Source organism: Hominimerdicola alba (genome assembly GCF_900109655.1).
In the GTDB taxonomy this organism is placed as follows: Bacteria; Bacillota; Clostridia; order Oscillospirales; family Ruminococcaceae; genus Hominimerdicola; species Hominimerdicola alba_B.
In genome coordinates this window covers 1-17,834 of the sequence record NZ_FOAT01000001.1, presented here as the reverse complement: position 1 = coordinate 17,834, position 17,834 = coordinate 1, and the positions used below count along the sequence as shown (strand labels likewise).

At 44.5% G+C, this 17,834-nt stretch carries 17 protein-coding genes, 1 pseudogene and 1 other annotated feature; of the genes and pseudogenes, 10 read left to right on the top strand and 8 right to left on the bottom strand.

Annotation, left to right across the window (positions count from 1 at the left end; translation table 11 throughout):
• Positions 1–111: 111 nt before the first annotated feature.
• The gene (locus tag BMY75_RS00090; RefSeq protein WP_074827830.1) at positions 112–1,245 is read right to left on the bottom strand and encodes a hypothetical protein; all 1,134 of its coding nucleotides are present in this window, start codon (positions 1,243–1,245) and stop codon (positions 112–114) included.
• A gap of 333 nt (positions 1,246–1,578) precedes the next feature.
• On the opposite strand from BMY75_RS00090, the gene BMY75_RS00085 reads away from it, so the two are divergent.
• Entirely contained in the window at positions 1,579–2,871 is a 1,293-nt protein-coding gene (locus tag BMY75_RS00085; RefSeq protein ID WP_074827827.1) for an adenylosuccinate synthase, read from the top strand.
• A gap of 85 nt (positions 2,872–2,956) precedes the next feature.
• Here the strand turns inward: BMY75_RS00085 and BMY75_RS00080 are convergent, their stop codons facing one another.
• From BMY75_RS00080 to BMY75_RS00050, 7 genes are all read right to left on the bottom strand, one after another.
• Positions 2,957–3,928, bottom strand: coding sequence for a glycoside hydrolase family 113 (locus BMY75_RS00080; RefSeq protein WP_074827824.1), 972 nt, complete (start codon positions 3,926–3,928; stop codon positions 2,957–2,959).
• A gap of 21 nt (positions 3,929–3,949) precedes the next feature.
• Positions 3,950–4,771: a methyltransferase domain-containing protein gene (locus BMY75_RS00075; protein WP_074827822.1), complete on the bottom strand. Its 822-nt coding sequence runs from the start codon at positions 4,769–4,771 to the stop codon at positions 3,950–3,952.
• Positions 4,772–4,783: 12 nt separating this feature from the next.
• Positions 4,784–5,323 carry an HD domain-containing protein gene (locus BMY75_RS00070; protein ID WP_081350411.1) on the bottom strand — a complete coding sequence of 180 codons (540 nt, stop codon included), beginning with the start codon at positions 5,321–5,323 and terminating at the stop codon, positions 4,784–4,786.
• A gap of 115 nt (positions 5,324–5,438) precedes the next feature.
• Positions 5,439–6,659, bottom strand: a complete 1,221-nt coding sequence (gene tyrS / locus BMY75_RS00065; RefSeq protein ID WP_074827819.1) for a tyrosine--tRNA ligase — start codon at positions 6,657–6,659, stop codon at positions 5,439–5,441.
• Between the two features lie 20 nt (positions 6,660–6,679).
• Positions 6,680–7,177 (bottom strand): hypothetical protein, encoded by a 498-nt coding sequence (locus BMY75_RS00060; RefSeq protein WP_074827816.1) that lies wholly within the window; start codon positions 7,175–7,177, stop codon positions 6,680–6,682.
• 78 nt (positions 7,178–7,255) lie between these two features.
• Entirely contained in the window at positions 7,256–8,140 is an 885-nt protein-coding gene (locus BMY75_RS00055) for an SPL family radical SAM protein (protein WP_074827810.1), read from the bottom strand.
• 68 nt (positions 8,141–8,208) lie between these two features.
• Positions 8,209–8,422: a binding site (T-box leader), on the bottom strand.
• A 113-nt stretch (positions 8,423–8,535) separates the two neighbouring features.
• Positions 8,536–9,354 (bottom strand): Mrp/NBP35 family ATP-binding protein, encoded by an 819-nt coding sequence (locus BMY75_RS00050; RefSeq protein ID WP_074827807.1) that lies wholly within the window; start codon positions 9,352–9,354, stop codon positions 8,536–8,538.
• A gap of 273 nt (positions 9,355–9,627) precedes the next feature.
• Here BMY75_RS00050 and metE point away from each other — a divergent pair, with 273 nt between their 5' ends.
• The 9 genes and pseudogenes from metE to BMY75_RS00005 form a co-directional block, all read left to right on the top strand.
• On the top strand, positions 9,628–11,901 hold the full coding sequence (metE, locus tag BMY75_RS00045; RefSeq protein WP_074827803.1) for a 5-methyltetrahydropteroyltriglutamate--homocysteine S-methyltransferase: 2,274 nt from the start codon (positions 9,628–9,630) through the stop codon (positions 11,899–11,901).
• A 278-nt stretch (positions 11,902–12,179) separates the two neighbouring features.
• On the top strand, positions 12,180–12,743 hold the full coding sequence (locus BMY75_RS00040) for an RNA polymerase sigma factor (protein ID WP_074827800.1): 564 nt from the start codon (positions 12,180–12,182) through the stop codon (positions 12,741–12,743).
• On the top strand, positions 12,736–13,707 hold the full coding sequence (locus tag BMY75_RS00035) for a hypothetical protein (protein ID WP_074827790.1): 972 nt from the start codon (positions 12,736–12,738) through the stop codon (positions 13,705–13,707). The genes BMY75_RS00040 and BMY75_RS00035 overlap by 8 nt, the downstream gene beginning before the upstream one ends.
• 13 nt (positions 13,708–13,720) lie before the next feature.
• Positions 13,721–14,413 carry a hypothetical protein gene (locus BMY75_RS00030; RefSeq protein ID WP_074827788.1) on the top strand — a complete coding sequence of 231 codons (693 nt, stop codon included), beginning with the start codon at positions 13,721–13,723 and terminating at the stop codon, positions 14,411–14,413.
• Positions 14,414–14,475: 62 nt separating this feature from the next.
• On the top strand, positions 14,476–16,143 hold the full coding sequence (locus tag BMY75_RS00025; RefSeq protein ID WP_074827785.1) for a vWA domain-containing protein: 1,668 nt from the start codon (positions 14,476–14,478) through the stop codon (positions 16,141–16,143).
• Between the two features lie 74 nt (positions 16,144–16,217).
• Entirely contained in the window at positions 16,218–16,685 is a 468-nt protein-coding gene (locus BMY75_RS00020; RefSeq protein WP_074827781.1) for a hypothetical protein, read from the top strand.
• Between the two features lie 165 nt (positions 16,686–16,850).
• Positions 16,851–17,297: a MarR family transcriptional regulator gene (locus BMY75_RS00015; protein ID WP_074827778.1), complete on the top strand. Its 447-nt coding sequence runs from the start codon at positions 16,851–16,853 to the stop codon at positions 17,295–17,297.
• Positions 17,294–17,491 carry a DUF6472 family protein gene (locus BMY75_RS00010; RefSeq protein WP_074827775.1) on the top strand — a complete coding sequence of 66 codons (198 nt, stop codon included), beginning with the start codon at positions 17,294–17,296 and terminating at the stop codon, positions 17,489–17,491. Before BMY75_RS00015 ends, BMY75_RS00010 begins: the two co-directional genes overlap by 4 nt.
• A gap of 117 nt (positions 17,492–17,608) precedes the next feature.
• Positions 17,609–17,834, top strand: a pseudogene (locus BMY75_RS00005) (IS256 family transposase); the annotation flags it as partial.

Below are 17,834 nucleotides of genomic sequence, written 5' to 3'. Positions count from 1 at the left end.
AAAAGACCTGCACATAATATAATAGCACAATAAAAGGTACTTGTCAATGCTTACAGCGCCCAAAACAGAAAATTTTGCAGGAAAAACTGCATTTTCCTGCAAAATCAGTCCTCATTTTTTGTATTCTTCCGAAAGCACCTGATCTACCCATTTTACAAGGCTGACAAAGCTTTCCTTATCGAGTATGGTGAAATACTTCTGCGGCTGCTGATCACCGCTGCCAAGATGTTCTGTAAAGCAATAGCCATCGGCTGAAATAGTCATGGTAACAATATCATCAGTGCCATAGCCAGTTTCTATCTGAACATAATCAAGCCCCGTATCCTTGCTTGGTGATTTAACAGGACCAGATTCGCCGAAACTTTCGATCAGCTTGTTGAGTTCTGAATAATCCTCATGGTCAAGTATATAGCATCCGCCGTATCCCTCGCCGACTTTCATCCTTACGAAGCCGTAAGCTCCGTTATATATAGTATAGTTATAGAAACGGTCGAAGCAGATATAATAGATTTCCTCACCTTTCTGCACCCTGTAATATGCATTATAAGGACGTGAAGTATTTATCGACTGAGCTGAAACGCTCTCGATCTTATCCCAGTCAACATACGCCGAACCCTCTCCGACTGTTATACCATCACCCATTGTCAGATTATACGCCTTATAACGTGCTTCATCTTCATTGGATGCGACCGGTTTATATTTGGTCTCCTCTTCAATGCTTATATTATCAGGCTTAAACTCTGGCGTGGATACCGCTCTGACAGTACCATATATATTGAACGCCATATACTCATCAGGAGCATTTAGTTCTTTATCCCTTGAAAGCATGAGCGTACCCGGGCTGCACAAACTGATGGAAGTATAGGTATCTGCTTTGAGTACAACTCTTCCTTTTATATTAAGTAGCCCTTTATATTTGCCCTCAGAAAAGACATAAAGTGAATTCTCTATCATCTGGGAACATTCATATCCCTCAAAAGGCTGTTCAGTGACCTCACTTACGTACTCGGACAAAGCAAAGCTCACGTAAACAGGTCTACTGAGAGAATCCGGCTGTTTGATATCGTTAAGAAACTCGGGAAATTTATAATCTTTAAGTTCCACCTTATCCGCCACTGCCTTAGTTTCTTTGGCAGATGATGCATTATCCGAGCCGCTGCTGTCACCTGTTTTATTAGAACAGCCGACAAGCGGCAGCATAAGCGCTCCTGCTATCAAAAGCGCTGAAATTCTGCATGTTCTCATTCATACTCTCCTTATGAAAAATGCAGCTTAACACAACCTTAGCTGCACGAATCGCATTGTGTGGCATATATCTTTATCTGCCGTTCATTTTTTAGCTAAATACTATTATAATATAACATCCGGATTTTTGCAAGGGTTTTTTGAAAATTTTTTACCTAAAACCTAATCATCAGCAGAAATTATTATGAAAATGTTAAAAATCGTTTCAAGTGTTTACAAGGCAGGAATTATGTGCTATAATATATTGGTGTTGGTATGGGATGTTTTCACATAGCAGCACGCTAAATCATTAATTTACATGATCCCGCTTAACAGCAAGGAGGAAATTTACAAATGGTAAGAGCAATTGTTGGCGCAAACTGGGGCGACGAGGGCAAGGGCAAGCTCACGGACATGATGGCGCAGGAATCTGATATCGTTATAAGATTTCAGGGCGGCGCAAACGCAGGTCATACCATACATAATCACTATGGCAGGTTTGCACTTCACACTCTCCCGTCAGGCATATTTTACGATCACACCACAAATATCATCGGCAACGGTGTAGCATTCGATATCCCCAAGTTCTTCAAGGAACTGAACGAAGTTACATCACAGGGCGTACCTATGCCCAAGCTGCTGATTTCCGACAGAGTTCAGATGATCATGCCTTACCACGTTGATTTCGATAAATTTGAGGAAGAAAGACTGGGCAAGGCAAGCTTTGGTTCTACAAAGTCCGGTATTGCACCCTTCTATTCCGATAAGTATGCAAAGATAGGTTTCCAGGTTCAGGAGCTCTTCGATGAAGAAGCTCTCAAGGAGAAGATACACAGAGTTCTGGAGCAGAAGAATATCCTGCTGAAATATATGTACAACAAGCCCGCCATTGATGAGAATGAGCTGTTCAACACACTGATGGAATACAAGAAGATGGTCGAGCCTTATGTATGCGATGTATCCGCTTACCTCTGGAATGCTATTCAGGAAGGCAAGAACATTCTGCTGGAAGGTCAGCTGGGTTCACTGAAGGATCCCGATCACGGCATCTATCCTATGGTAACTTCTTCTTCAACTCTGGCGGCTTACGGCGCAATCGGTGCAGGTATACCTCCTTATGAGATCAAGAAGATCGTTACGGTATGCAAGGCTTATTCCTCCGCAGTTGGCGCAGGCGCATTTGTTTCCGAGATATTCGGCGACGAGGCTGAGGAGCTGAGAAAGCGCGGCGGTGACAAGGGCGAGTACGGCGCAACAACAGGCAGACCCAGAAGAATGGGCTGGTTTGACTGCGTAGCTTCCAAGTACGGCTGCCGTATCCAGGGCACAACCGATGTAGCTTTCACTGTTGTTGATGCACTGGGCTATCTTGATAAGATCCCCGTATGCGTTGGCTACGAGATAGATGGCAAGGTAACAACTGACTTCCCCACCACAGGCAAGCTTGAAAAGGCTAAGCCTGTTCTGGAAGTACTGGACGGTTGGAAGAGTGATATCGGCGGTATACGCAAGTATGAAGATCTTCCCGAGAACTGCCGCAAGTACATCGAGTTTGTTGAGGAAAAGATCGGCTTCCCTATCACAATGGTATCCAACGGTCCTAAGAGAGAGGATATCATTATGAGAGAGAGCAAGCTGAGTAAATAAGCTTTTCACAAGAGCTGACCGATAAAAGCGGTCGGCTCTTTTTGTATTAAAAAGCTGTCCTGTCAAAAAGAACAGGACAGCATATTTATTTTGAAGTATACCATTTTTTCAGAGTTTTCTCTGCAAGCTTTCCGTAAACAGTAAAATCGCGGTTTTCCTTTGCCTTATCCTCTGGAGGGATGACTGCTTTCCAGTCCCACCAGAAATATCCGCAGAACCATTGTTTATCCCAAGTAGCTTCCATGGTACTCTCGTAAAAATCGGATTGTTCCTGTTCGTCCGTCGGCTTTTCGGGACGGTCATGGAAATCCCATGGATAAGCAGAACAGCCTTGTTCACTGCGGACACCGATCTCTGCAAACATAATAGGCTTGCCGTACTTTTCATGACATTTTTCCAGCCGCAACACAACTTCTTCCCAGCGTTTTCGCATAAATTCAATGCACGTATTTACACCGTCTGTAACAGGATAGTAGCCGCTTATGCCTATGACATCGACATCCTCCAGCCAGTCAAATCTGAACTCATCGCCATGATTGATATTGTGCATGATGATTCCATGGTAGACATTTCTTACTTGACTTATCATATCACGGCAATAAGCGCTTTGCTTGTCCATGCCTGCCATCTCACAGCCCGTGCAAAACATGTCGCAGCCCAGATTTTCAGCCATTTTTGCGTAGTACAGCATAAATCTGTTGTAGGAACTGAACCACTTTTTCCAGTAGTCACAGCCATCTTCGGTGGGGAAATCTATCCTCGCCCGCCATGAATGGTCAAGGCAGTTGACCATGGGTTTCAAGCAGACTTTCAGCCCGAGGGATTTTGCAAGCTTTACTGCGCGCTCTATTTCCGCGTCGGTCTGTGTCAAACCGTATAGAGAGAATACTGTGGTGCTGTAAAATGTTTCCTGCCAGCCATTGACAGTTATGCATATCCAGTCAAGACCATTTGATGCAAGTCTTCTCATGGACTGCTCAGCGCTATCGGTGAGGAGCTCACCTTCTCTGCTGAAAAATCCCCATGTATAGCCTTTGCAGAATAATTTCCTATCCATAAATCCCCCTCTTTTCCTCCACTATTTTCTTCGGTAGACCTGTATCACAAATCCGCAGTTGACCTCGATGCTTTCAAGGGCTTTCAGCCTTGATATGCCCTCTTCTGAAGTCTTATAAAAATACGGTGTCATCATGAACAGATCAAAGATGTCTTTCTGCGAAGAAAGTTCTGCCGTGTACTCAAAGACTGTCTCATTCTCCTTTACGAAACGATCGAGATGATAATCATTGGGGCTGTTCTCGTATGGCTTATCATAGACTGCCGCTTTCAGTTCAAACAAATGCCTGGGCGATGGCGAAACAACAATCAGTTTACCGCCCTTTTTCAGCACACGGTGATACTCGTCGTTGCAGACAGGTGCAAATACACTTATCACTGCATCTGCGCTTTTATCGGCAAAAGGCAGATCAAAGGACGAAGCAACGGCAAACTCGCAGTTTTTTATCCCTGCAAGATTTACTCTCGTCATGCAGTGAGCCACCGCGTGTTTTGAGATATCTATGCCGTAGATCCTCGCGTTTTTCATGTTGGAAAGCTCGGCCGTGTAGAAACCTTCGCCACATCCGCTGTCAATGATAACAGGAGTTTTGTTGCCCTGAAGTTCAGCTGATACGATCTCTCTTATCTTCTCAGCGAGAGGTCTGTAGTAACCCTTATCTAGAAATTCGGTACGCGCCTTGACCATTTCAGCGTTATCACCTGCGGTCTTTGGGTTGTGCTTCGCTGTGGTCAGCAGATTGACATGACCCTTTCGGGCAATATCAAAACTGTGACCGTTAGCGCATTTCCATGAATTTCCAACCTTATTGAGTTTCTTCTTACATACGGGACATATATACATTTTATCACCTGTTTATTCTGCTATATCATTTGAAAGCTCATTATAAAAATTTTCCGTGAACTCGTTCATCTCTTTGCAGAGTTCTTCCGTCTCGGGAAGATAACATTTGTTGGCGCCGAGAACATTACGTTTCATATAATCAAGTGTCTGCATAAGAGATTGACCGCGAACAGATCCAGTTATCAGCGTCTTGACGACTGTATAGGTCTTTCCGCCTTCAAGCACATGAGCATCATGGAGTATCTTCCCCTCAAGTGTTTCAGGTATATCGCTTCTCTGTGATTCCCACGCTATAGTGACTATCTTTTCAATATCTTCATCGGAACAGCCATGCTCTTTTAGAAAATCCCGCACACGCTGTTCGTCGGAATATATGAATCCGTGAAATGCAAGAGCTAGTATCAGATGTTCTTCGTTGACATCATAGCAGCCTGCACTTATGATCTTTTTCATCTGCCGTCTTACCAGCTCGATATGCCACATATCATGCATTATATCCTTATCTTTATAGTAAGGCTCAATGAATCTATCAAGTTCAGCATCACTTATCATGACCATCCCCCCTAACATATTTTATATTATACACCATACTCCTATGACTTGTCAACGCAAAAAAGTCCTTCCGTTCCAAAGAACGAAAGGACTTAGTTAACTCATATATCTCACATCAGCCACGAACGACCTTGTGGAATACCTTCTTGCCCTTCTTGATGATAACCTGCTCGGAAAGGTCTACCATGCCCTTGGGGTCGGTGAACTTCTCACCGTTAACAGCTATACCGTTCTGCTGAACAAGTCTTCTTGCCTCACCGTTGGAAGGACAGAGACCTGCCTTTACCAGCAGATTCAGAATACCGATCTGTCCGTTTTCATCAAGATCATCAGCAGTAAGAGTTGTGGTAGGCATATCAGCGCTGTCAGAACCGCCGCCGAAGATTGCCTTAGCTGCAGCATCAGCCTTGTTAGCCTCCTCTTCGCCGTGGATCATCTTTGTCAGTTCATAAGCCAGCAGAGTCTTAGCCTTATTGTACTCTGCACCCTCCATGTGCTGTTCCATCTCTTCGATCTCCTCGATAGGAACGAATGTCAGCAGCTTCAGGCACTTGATAACATCAGCGTCATCCACATTTCTCCAGTACTGGTAGAAATCGTAAGGAGAAGTCTTTTCTGCATCCAGCCATACAGCGCCCTTTTCGGTCTTGCCCATCTTCTTGCCCTCGGAGTTGAGCAGCAGAGTAATTGTCATAGCGTAAGCGTCCTTGCCCAGCTTCTTTCTGATAAGCTCGGTACCGCCCAGCATATTTGCCCACTGGTCGTCGCCGCCGAACTGCATATTACAGCCGTAATCCTGGAACAGTCTGTAAAAGTCGTAGGACTGCATTATCATGTAGTTGAATTCCAGGAATGTCAGACCTCTCTCCATACGCTGCTTGTAGCACTCGAATGTCAGCATCTTGTTTACAGAGAAGCAAGCGCCGACCTCACGGAGAACGTCAACATAGTTGAGGTTCAGAAGCCAGTCACCGTTGTTTACCATCAGTGCTTTGCCGTCGGAGAAGTCGATGAATCTGCTCATCTGCTTCTTGAAGCACTCACAGTTGTGCTGAATGGTCTCAGGAGTAAGCATCTTACGCATATCGGTCTTGCCGGAGGGGTCGCCTATCATACCTGTGCCTCCGCCTACCAGTGCTATGGGCTTGTTGCCTGCCATCTGAAGTCTCTTCATCAGGCAAAGTGCCATGAAGTGACCTACGTGCAAACTGTCAGCGGTGGGGTCGAATCCGATATAGAAAGTAGCCTTACCATTGTTGATAAGCTCCTCCAGCTCCTTTTCATCGGTCATCTGTGCGATGAGTCCTCTTCTTTTCAGTTCTTCAAAACAAGTCATTTTTATTTCCTCCATTTATATTAATTATCATTAACCAATGCAAGCAGCACATTTCTGTTATCAAGTATGATACTGCGTTTGAGAGAACAAATTTCATTGTTCCTCTCGTCTATCCAATTGTCGATATTCTCTGAATCAGCTAACCATTCATCGGGATAATCATAATTACCATCCTTGGTATACTCGGGGTCGGAATAATCATGTATGCCCGATGCATAGGTATCAGCAAGTTCTGTTTCACCAAGATTTCTTAGGTATTCTGTTACTTTCTCAAAGACTCCATCATCAAAGGAACGGCTCTCATAATACTGCCATACCCCAGACCTCTGGCTTGTGCCCTGCCAGTTATCAAGCTCGTTAAAGACCATCAGCGGCGCGGGCATTTCAAGCTCGGGTTTATCATTATAGAACTGATACAGAAATTCACTTATGTAACATTCCCATTCAAAAAGCTCATAAACTTCGCTTTCTTCATAGGATAATAGAATATCTTTCAATGCTTCAAATGTCAAATTCATAGACCTCTCATGTATCTTTCATATACAATGATATCCGCGGAGAATATCATTTTTATCACAACCTTTCGGTGAGTCAGATCAGTCGAAAAAGCTCAGCTGACCATCATCATATCCTGCTTTGTATGAATAGATTATTGCTTTCATATCATAAAGAATGCCGTATTTTTCACACTCTTCGGTAAATACCTGCCACAACTTTTGGGCATTGAGCGAGGCACATTCATATCTGTTGCCGAAGTACCTGATGTACTTTTCTTTCAACCCGGGGAAGCTTTCATCAAGCTTCTGGTAAAAGTACTCCCTGTTTCCTGCTCGGAGCGTCATGCCAAAAGCTGGATAGATACACCGCACTCCACATTCATGCGCCCTGCGGACTATCGACCTGATGTTATCCTCAGTGTCTTCAATGAACGGAAGAACAGGCATCAGCGTGATACCGGTGAACAATCCCGTATCGGACATTTTTGCCAGCGCATCAAACCTTTCAGAAGACACAGCAACTCTGGGTTCGACCAAGCGCGAAAGCTTATCATCTGCGGTGGTTATGGTCATTTTGCAAAGCACGGGAGAATGCTCGGATATCTGCTTGTACAGAGGTATATCCCTTGTTATCAGAGGTGATTTTGTTATCACTGTTATCCCGAAATTGTAAGCATCAATAAGCATCAGCGACTTCTCGGTGAGTTTTTCTTCGCGCTCAAAAGGGTTGTAGGGGTCTGACATAGAACCTGTGCCGATAATGCCCGTCCTGACTTTTCTGCGAAGTTCATCACGCAGTATCATCAGCGCATTTTCCTTGGCACGTACTTTGTCGAAATCCTCTATCTGATAACATTCACTACGGCTGTCGCAGTAGATACACCCATGACAGCACCCGCGGTACAGGTTCATATTGTAGTCGTTGCCGAACCACGAATTATCCTTACACTTTTGCAGAATAGTCTTTGCCTTTATGTAATCCATAATCAGCACCCATGATTGAAATCAGCCGCGGTATAAAAACAAAAAATCCCTCGAAAGACACATAGTCCTCCGAGGGCGTTATTATCAAACGCGGTACCACCTCAGTTTATCGGCATACACCGACCTCTTTGCCCTTAACGCGGGTAACGTCCGACCCTACTGTAAATTTCAAGCCGACCACTCGGGAAGGTAACTTCACCGCCGCTCGCTGTCTGCTCACACCAACCGCAGACTCTCTGAAACACGGTTTCAGCGGTTACTTCATTCCGTCATTGCATTTAGTATATTTTACAACATTTATCCCGATTTGTCAAGAGCGAACGGCAAATTTGGCAAAATATTCACAAAAAGTCCCCTGACCTTTCGGTCAGAGGACTGTAACGATCAAATCAATATCACAGCTCGATTATATCAACTGCTGCGATAGTATCATTCTCGATTATCTCGATCTTACCGCTGTCGCAGAGAGTAGCTGTAAGCGGATCGATAGGCAGTTTGGCGAGAACTTTCAGGTCGTACTCCTTGGCTATCTCGTCAACATGGCTGTCGCCGAATACTTTTATCTCCTTGCCGCAGTCAGGACACTTGAGATAGCTCATGTTCTCAATAATACCAAGTATCGGGACATTCATCATCTTAGCCATCTTAACTGACTTCTCAACAACCAGCGATACCAGCGACTGAGGCGAGCTTACGATAACGATGCCATCAACAGGCAGAGACTGGAAAACAGTCAGAGGAACATCGCCTGTTCCGGGAGGCATATCAACGAACATATAGTCAACATCGCCCCATGCTACATCTGTCCAGAACTGTGTAACAGCGCCTGCAATAACAGGACCGCGCCAGATAACAGGGTCAGATGTGTTCTCCATAAGCAGGTTTATGGACATTACCTTAGTGCCGAATTCGCTCTCGCAAGGGAAAAGTGCATCCTCTGTGGTGACGGGTCTTTCGTTTATACCAAAGATTTTAGGGATAGAGGGACCTGTGATATCAGCATCAAGCACAGCTGTCTTAAAGCCCTTTCTTGCAAAATCAACAGCAAGCAGAGATGTTACCAGTGACTTGCCGACACCGCCCTTACCGCTGACAACAGCAATTACCTTTTTAACATTTGACATATAATGAGGGGCAGCTTTCTCGATGCCCTGAGATCTCGATGAACAGTCAGCCGAACAGCTGCTGCAATCGTGTGTACATTCTTCGCTCATTTTTATACTTTCCTTTCTGTATAAATATACATTTATTATAACACACTTATATTAAAAAGTAAAGACACAGGCAAACAAATTCTCACATATGCTCTATTTATAAGGTATAGTGTCCTTTATAAGAGTTATTTATACCAAATAAGTGTAAGAATCCTGTGCAAATTATCCTGATATAGTTTTTGGCTATATCGCAGCATAAAAAATCAGTACTTCCCTATTTCAAAAAAGTGTGTTATAATATAAATACAATAAAGCATATCGGAGGAATAGGAAATGAACACATCAATTATTGGTTATCCCCGCATAGGAAATCTTCGTGAGCTCAAGTTCGCAAGTGAGAAGTATTTCAGAAATGAGATCTCAGCTGACGAACTGGAAAAGACAGCAAAGTCTATCCGTCTTTACAATCTGGATATACAGAAGAAAAGCGGTCTGGACTTTATACCCTCAAATGACTTCTCGTTCTATGACGGTATGCTGGATACAGCTTTCCTGCTGAATGCAGTACCCGAGAGATACACAAGTCTCGGTCTTTCCACACTGGATACATTCTTTGCTGCTGCAAGAGGATATCAGGGCGAAAAGGGTGACGTTAAAGCACTGGCTATGAAGAAGTGGTACAACACCAACTATCACTACATGGTTCCCGAGGTAAGCGATTCTACAGAGATCAAGCTTGCAGGCACAAAGCCTTTCGACCTTTTCAAGGAAGCACTTGACAACGGCGTTAAGACAAAGCCTGTTGTTATCGGCGCATACACATTCCTGAAGCTGGCAAGATACACAGGCACAAAGACTGCTGCTGACTTTGCTGATGCAGCTGCTGCAGCTTACGTTGAACTGCTGAAGAAATTTGCTGAACTTGGTGCTGAGTGGGTTCAGATAGACGAACCTTCTCTGGTTAAGGACATGACCGCTGAGGACACAGCACTGTTCGTATCCCTGTACAAGAAGATACTTGCAGGCAAGAGCGGTGTCAAGGTTCTTTTACAGACATACTTCGGCGATGTACGTGACTGCTACAACGAGCTCACCGCACTTGATTTTAACGGTATCGGTCTTGATCTTGTTGAGGGCAAGCGTACACTTGAACTCATCAAGGCTAATGGTTTCCCCAAGGACAAGATCCTGTTTGCAGGTGTTGTAAACGGCAAGAACATCTGGAGAAACAACTACGAGAAGACAGTAAACATCGTTACAGAGCTGAAAAAGTATGCTGAGAATATCGTGCTGAGCACTTCCTGCTCTCTGCTGCACGTTCCCTGCACACTTGCTAACGAGACAAAGCTCGATGCAAGCTACCTGAAGCACTTCGCTTACGCTGAGGAAAAGCTGGGCGAGCTGGCTGAGCTGAAAACTATCCTCTGTGCTGACAAGCCTGCCGAGACATCTGAATTTAAAAACAACAAGGCTCTCCACAGTGAGCAGAGATCAGGCGGTAATGCTGATGTCAGAGCAAAGGTAGCTTCACTGACAGAGAAGGATTTTGTAAGACTTCCCGAATTTGCAGAGCGTGAAAAGATCCAGAAGGCTCGTTTTGAACTGCCTCTCTTCCCCACCACAACCATCGGTTCATTCCCTCAGACTGCTGATGTCAAGTCTAAGCGTTCCGCTTTCCGTAAGGGCGAGCTTGGCGCTGATGAGTATGAGAAGTTCGTTGAGAAGAAGATCGCTGAATGCGTTGCACTGCAGGAAGAGATCGGTCTTGACGTACTGGTTCACGGTGAGTTCGAGCGTAACGACATGGTTGAGTATTTCGGCGAGTGCCTTGACGGTTACATCTTCACTGAGAAGGCTTGGGTACAGTCCTACGGTACACGTTGCGTTAAGCCTCCCGTTGTATGGGGCGATATCTCCAGAGCTAAGCCTATGACCGTTAGATGGTCCAAGTACGCTCAGAGCCTTACAAAGAAGCCTATGAAGGGTATGCTGACAGGTCCTGTTACCATCCTTAACTGGTCATTCCCCCGTGAGGATATCACTCTGAAGGAGTGTGCATTCCAGATCGCACTTGCTATCCGTGAGGAAGTTCTTGATCTTGAAGCAAACGGCATAAGCATAATCCAGGTCGATGAAGCTGCACTTCGTGAGAAGCTCCCTCTGAGAAAGTCTGACTGGAGAGAGGACTATCTCGACTGGGCTATCCCTGCATTCAGATATGTTCACAGCGGTGTTAAGCCTGAGACTCAGGTACATACTCATATGTGCTACAGCGAATTTGCTGACATCATCAAGGATATCGACGATATGGATGCTGACGTTATCACATTCGAGGCTTCACGTTCCGATCTGACTATACTTGATGTTCTGAAAGAGAACAATTTCCGCACAGAAGTTGGTCCCGGCGTATACGATATCCACTCGCCCAGAGTACCTTCCAAGGAAGAAATCAAGGCTGCTATCGCAAAGATGACTGACCGTATACCTCTTTCCAAGCTGTGGGTAAACCCCGACTGCGGTCTTAAAACAAGAGGCAACGAGGAAACTATCCCCAGCCTGAAAAACCTGGTAGAAGCAGCTAAGGAAGCAAGAGCTGAAAAAGCATAAAAACTGACAGCATAATTTATCTTCCGATATAATTATAAGAACCGCACCGAATTTCGCTTTCGGTGTGGTTCTTTTTATGATCAAAAAATGACAGAACACGTTTTTCCGAGAATTAATAGCCTAACATCTTTACTTTTGATCAGATCCGTGTTATAATTATTATCGAATTATGTCTATATTCATTTTCGTGATAACTCACAAATCTCACGTACAAAGTTTGTGCATTATCACACCAAAAATATTCGTAAGACCAAACGTATATATTATGTCGAAGGGTGATGATAGATTTGACCGACAAGGAGTTCGACCTGTGTATCCAGCGGATACTCGGGAAAGACAAGAGCGGTCTTAAAGACATCTACTCATGCTATGGCAAGCTGATATATCAACAGATGCTTGCTGTGGTGAAAAGTCCTCAGGACGCTGAGGACCTGACGAGCGATATGTTTTTAAGACTGTGGGAGACAGCGGCGCAGTACCGTTCCGGAACGGGACATAAGCGCTACATAACGGTGATGGCACGAAATATGGCTATCGACTTCCTGAGAAAGAGAAAACACGAGGAATATACGATAGACGATGACGGCATCTATACCGAGGAACAGGCAGACCCCGAAGATCCCGCTGATGTTCAGGTAGAAAGCGGAATGGCATTTAAACAGGCGCTGGAAACTCTGAACGAAGCTGAAAGAGAGATCATCAACCTCCGCGCAGGTCTTGATATGACCTTTAAGGAGATAAGCGAAACGCTGGGCGTTCCTCTTGGCACTGTTGCATGGAGATACAAACAAGCTTTGAACAAGCTGAAAAAAACAGTAAAGGAGGGCAGTATTTATGGCTAACTTAAAAGAAGAATACACACAGCATATCCAGGATACTGCACCCGATATGGATAAGCTGTGGAACAGAATATCCGATGAGATAGACAAAAAAGAAACAGAGACAAAAAGCGAGACAACTTACACAGAGAACAGAGAACAGATAAAGCGTTCGGGCGGATACATGAAGATAGCAGCAGTTGCAGCGGCGTTCATAGTTGTATTTGCTGGAGTAAATATAATGAACGAATCCAAAAAGACAAAGGCTGCTATGGATAAGATACCGCTCTCCAGACCCGACAGAACAGAGGAGACAGCGTCGGAGAATAAAAATGATGAAAAAGCAACTACAACAACCGGATCAGACAACAAAACAGGTATAAAAGCAGAAGATGATCAAACTGATGGAGTCTTTCCTATTGACGGTCACGCAAGTATGACCGACGAAGCGCCGGAAGCTGTAAAAACAACAGTAAAATATAATCAGCTGAGATTTAATTCTACAGATACGGTATCATACGTGGCAGACTACGTTGCAAAGGGCGATGAGTATTTCGTTGAAGACAAGGTTTTCAAGTCGACAGACTGCTTTGCAGATGTTACTGTTGTTGAAGCCGACCTTTCATCTGAGGGCGCGACATACGTTTTGCAGGTAAATTCGATGTACGACAAAGACGGCGAGCTTATCGTATCTGAAATCGTACTGAACAGCAGCACACCGTACATCCTGCAGGAGAACAGGGAGTACCTGCTGCCGCTCAAACGCACAGGCGCGGACAGTTACAGCATAGTATTCGAGAACGCTCCCCAGATAGAGATAACTATTGACGGCGGTGCAGTATTCCAGAACGGCTGGACAGCTCTCAGCGGCGGTGCGGAAGATCTTGAAAAGGACAGCCTTAACGTGAACGATTTTTACTTCGATAGAATGAAGTACACACCAAGTCTTGATCTGGAAAGCTTTTTGGATCAGTGGAACAATGCATAAGGAGGCAATTAAGATGAATAAAAGATATGCTGCGGTTATCGCGACGGCAATAATGGTACTGGGCGGATGCGGAAAAGTAAACGAGCCAAACGACAGTGAAGCTCCTGTAAAGGCTTCCGCAAACGCGCAAACTTCAACCGATACAAACGTTACCGATGAAGAAGAAACAACAACAGAACAAGACGTGGAAACAACAGCAGAGCAGGATGACTACGATTTCGATTCATACTACAATTACATCATAGGCGACGGTGCATTCGGATTTGATATGTACAACAACGGCCACATTCGTCAGAGCTGGGATAACCGTCTGGCAGGTGCTGAGTATATCCTTAAAGGAATGGCGACCCCCGGCATGGAAGAAAAGGCTCTCGATCTTGCAGTATCTGTCGAACAGCTGAACAGTTTAGAGACAGACGGCTTCATGGCTAACATGAAATTTGAGGATACAAAGTCATTCAGAGTTGGCAGTGAAAAGATCGACGGAAACGGCGTAACTCTGATAGGCTATGAGAACAGCTTCATATTCTGCATAAGCTATTTTGATGAGAATGACGAGTACCGCGAAACTTGCTACTACGAATTTCCCATCGACCTTATCCCCGATCTGGTAGAAGCAGTACAGTATGCCGATGGTTACGATGTGACCGAATCGGTTGATGATCCAGTTGTGGAGATAACAGGCGGAATATCCATTAATGATTAATTTACGGAATACTTAAAATCAGGCATTTGATATCTGAGACCCTTACAGAAAGGAAGATAACTATGAAAGAAAACACTAAAAAAATAACAGCAATGGTGCTTTCACTTATAATGGCAATTGGAATGATGACAGGCTGCGGAGGCGGCAAAGATGCATCAGTCAAGAAATCAGGCGCAACTAGAAACGATGCAGTGGCAGATAACGGCGGCGATACCCGACCGTCTGTGGAAAATGAAACTGACAAGTCGGAAAAAGAAAGATATTATACCGATGATGTAGATATAGATGTCAACACAGAGGAATACAACTACTACGCTGAAAATCAATTTCTCAGTGTTGCCGAGCACCCGCTCTCAACATTCTCCACCGATGTTGATACAGCTTCATTCACCAATGTAAGACGTATGCTGGAAAACCGCCAGAATATCGACCCCAACGCTGTAAGAACAGAGGAATTCATAAACTACTTCAACTATGAATACGAATATCCTACGGGCGATGATAAGATAGCTATAAATACCGAGCTTTCCGACTGTCCTTGGAACAGCGAAGCAAAGCTTATGCAGATAGGCTTGCAGGCTAAGGATATCGATGTACAGGATATTGATTCAAATATCGTTTTTCTGATAGATGTCAGCGGTTCTATGGCTGATGCGAACAAGCTTCCTCTTGTTACACAGGCTTTCGCGATGCTTGCTGAGAATCTTGGCGAGAATGACAGAATATCCATCGTTACCTACGCAGGCAGAGATACCATCGAACTCGAGGGGGAGAGCGGCGCTAACTATGAGACCATAGCTTCAACACTTGCAGGTCTGACAGCAGGCGGTTCCACCGCAGGTGCAGCGGGCATAAATACCGCTTACGAGCTTGCTGAAAAGTACTTCATCAAGGGCGGAAACAACAGAGTTATCCTTGCCACCGACGGCGACCTGAATGTTGGTCTGTCTTCCGAAGAAGAGCTGAAATCCCTCATCGAGGAAAAGCGAGACAACGGCGTGTTCCTCTCAGTACTGGGATTTGGCATGGGCAACTACAAGGACAACAAGCTTGAAGCTCTGGCTGACAACGGAAACGGCAACTATGCTTATATCGACAGCGTTGAAGAAGCTCAGAGAGTTCTCGTTACCGAGATGAACGGAACTATGTTCACCGTGGCTAAGGATGCTAAGATACAGGTGGAGTTCAATCCTGCAAATGTAGCTTATTACAAGCTTGTAGGCTACGAGAACAGACTTCTTGAAGATCAGGATTTTGAGGACGACACCAAGGACGCAGGCGATGTTGGTGCAGCTCAGCAGGTTACAGCTCTTTATGAGATAATCATGACCGACACCAAGGCTGACAGCGACGACAGCAAGCGCACACTCAAATATCAGGATGACGTTGAATATCCCGCTCCCGAAAAAGCGGATGAGACCGATCTTGACAAGGAACTTCTGACAGTATCCGTAAGATACAAGGAGAAGGACGAGAACGAAAGCAAGCTGGTGGATAAGGCTGTGAAGCTGGCAAGCTATGTCAGCATGGACGAGATGAGTGAGAACATGAAGCTCGCTTGTGCTGCTGCAATGTTTGCAAAGACACTTGGCAACTCCGAGGATAAATTCACAATGGCTGGGATCAGAGATTATGCAAAGGGTCTTCACCTTGACGCTGAAGAACTGCTGAAGATGATCGCGATATATGAAGAGGATTACGAGAATTCAGCAGCAAACAATCTTCAATAAAAGGTAATATATAATTAATTGCGGCGCACCCGATAATATTCATCGGGTGCGCCGCCGCTGAAAGAGGTGATAATATGAATATCCTGATTTTTATAGCTTTGATAGCTGCTGTTATCTTCGCAGTGCTGACCATTCTTGTAATAAAGAAACACAAAAAGATATATGCCGCCGTATTATGTGTGTTTGGTGTACTTTTTTGCGTCGGAGCGATTTGGTTCTTCATGCCTTTTAAAATGCTTGATGTGCCGTCAGAACAGATAATCGCAGTGCGTTTATTCAGTGGAAGGACAGGTGAAGGAATAAATATCACAGACAAAGAAGATATCGAAAAGATAGCAGAAGCCTTTGACGGCGTTGTACTCAGGCGAAAAGAAGCGTCATGGCGATCGGGTTACTATATACACATATCCTTTGAGCTTGAAAATGGCATAACTAAAGACTATATCGTCAACGATTCTGATAATGTCACCCGCGGAATGATAATATATGATGTGACTTCCGGCAGCGTGGATATAAGCACGCTTGAAGAATACATTCAATGACAAAATACAATGTTTAACAAAAATACAGTTTAGCAAAATCAAATATTGATAAACATAGTACATTGACAAATGTTCCTCTCATATAGTATAATAATGACAGCACCTTATAAAAATGTCAAAAGAAGGTACAGATTCAGAACAAAAAACATTCGGGAGGATACAAAAATGAACAATGAGATCAGAACAGGCTGCATAATGCAGTTCTACGAAATATACCCTTTGAGCCGCAAGCTGGTATTCGATACATTTGACCAGAAGAAGTACCATGTTACACGTACTCAGCAGATAGTCCTGCTGTCACTTTCGGTATGCGGACAGATGAATATGTCTCAGCTGGCTTCAAAGATCAACACATCTAACGAGCAGGCTACACGCGCGGTAGCTCAGCTGGTAGATATGGGATTCATCGAAAGGACACACCAGCCCGATAACAGGCGTGTTGTTAACATATCCCTGACCGAAAAAGCCGAGAGTTTCCTGATCAAGATGAAAACAGATATCCGCGAAGATCTGCTTCAGCTGTTTTCTGAGGTATCCGACGAGGATATGGGTAAGCTCTTCAATGCGCTGGTGCAGGTCAACGAGGTACTAAAACAGGTGATGGATATATGAGCAAGAAGAAAAAGCCGGGCTTCACTTCCTGCGACAGCTGTGTGAACAACGTTTATGATGAAGAACTGGAGTGTTATTCCTGCGAGATAAATCTTGACGAAGACGAGATGTACAGGCTTTTCAATGAACCACACTATGCCTGCCCCTATTACAGACTTGACGATGAATATGCCATTGTCAGAAAACAGAACTGATAATATCACAGACCCGATATGAGCGGGTCTGTTTGTTTTTGCGAGTCTATCCTAAAATTTGTGTAAACCTCTGAAGTAGTGTATAATAGAAGAGACACTACTTTGGAGGTTTTAATTATGAGCAGAAGACGAAGAAATGAAACAGAAGAGCAGCGAGCAAGAAGAGAGCTAATAAGTGATTTTCTTTCGGCAGCGAATATTCAGAGCATGGACGATATTCAGGAACTTTTCAAGGAGGCACTTGCCGGATTTATGGAAGGTAGCCTTGAATCAGAGCTTGATTCCGAGCTTGGATACGAGCCGTATGACGTTAAGAACAAGGCTACCGACAACAGTCGTAACG

Coding starts and splice junctions, on each gene's coding strand:
- BMY75_RS00060 (WP_074827816.1), bottom strand. CDS start 7,177: ATGAATTTGACATTTGAAGCATTGAAAGATATTCTATTATCCTATGAA.
- BMY75_RS00020 (WP_074827781.1), top strand. CDS start 16,218: ATGAATATCCTGATTTTTATAGCTTTGATAGCTGCTGTTATCTTCGCA.
- BMY75_RS00090 (WP_074827830.1), bottom strand. CDS start 1,245: ATGAGAACATGCAGAATTTCAGCGCTTTTGATAGCAGGAGCGCTTATG.
- BMY75_RS00040 (WP_074827800.1), top strand. CDS start 12,180: ATGATAGATTTGACCGACAAGGAGTTCGACCTGTGTATCCAGCGGATA.
- BMY75_RS00085 (WP_074827827.1), top strand. CDS start 1,579: ATGGTAAGAGCAATTGTTGGCGCAAACTGGGGCGACGAGGGCAAGGGC.
- BMY75_RS00025 (WP_074827785.1), top strand. CDS start 14,476: ATGAAAGAAAACACTAAAAAAATAACAGCAATGGTGCTTTCACTTATA.
- BMY75_RS00080 (WP_074827824.1), bottom strand. CDS start 3,928: ATGGATAGGAAATTATTCTGCAAAGGCTATACATGGGGATTTTTCAGC.
- BMY75_RS00030 (WP_074827788.1), top strand. CDS start 13,721: ATGAATAAAAGATATGCTGCGGTTATCGCGACGGCAATAATGGTACTG.
- BMY75_RS00055 (WP_074827810.1), bottom strand. CDS start 8,140: ATGGATTACATAAAGGCAAAGACTATTCTGCAAAAGTGTAAGGATAAT.
- BMY75_RS00035 (WP_074827790.1), top strand. CDS start 12,736: ATGGCTAACTTAAAAGAAGAATACACACAGCATATCCAGGATACTGCA.
- BMY75_RS00050 (WP_074827807.1), bottom strand. CDS start 9,354: ATGAGCGAAGAATGTACACACGATTGCAGCAGCTGTTCGGCTGACTGT.
- metE (WP_074827803.1), top strand. CDS start 9,628: ATGAACACATCAATTATTGGTTATCCCCGCATAGGAAATCTTCGTGAG.
- BMY75_RS00015 (WP_074827778.1), top strand. CDS start 16,851: ATGAACAATGAGATCAGAACAGGCTGCATAATGCAGTTCTACGAAATA.
- tyrS (WP_074827819.1), bottom strand. CDS start 6,659: ATGACTTGTTTTGAAGAACTGAAAAGAAGAGGACTCATCGCACAGATG.
- BMY75_RS00075 (WP_074827822.1), bottom strand. CDS start 4,771: ATGTATATATGTCCCGTATGTAAGAAGAAACTCAATAAGGTTGGAAAT.
- BMY75_RS00010 (WP_074827775.1), top strand. CDS start 17,294: ATGAGCAAGAAGAAAAAGCCGGGCTTCACTTCCTGCGACAGCTGTGTG.
- BMY75_RS00070 (WP_081350411.1), bottom strand. CDS start 5,323: ATGATAAGTGATGCTGAACTTGATAGATTCATTGAGCCTTACTATAAA.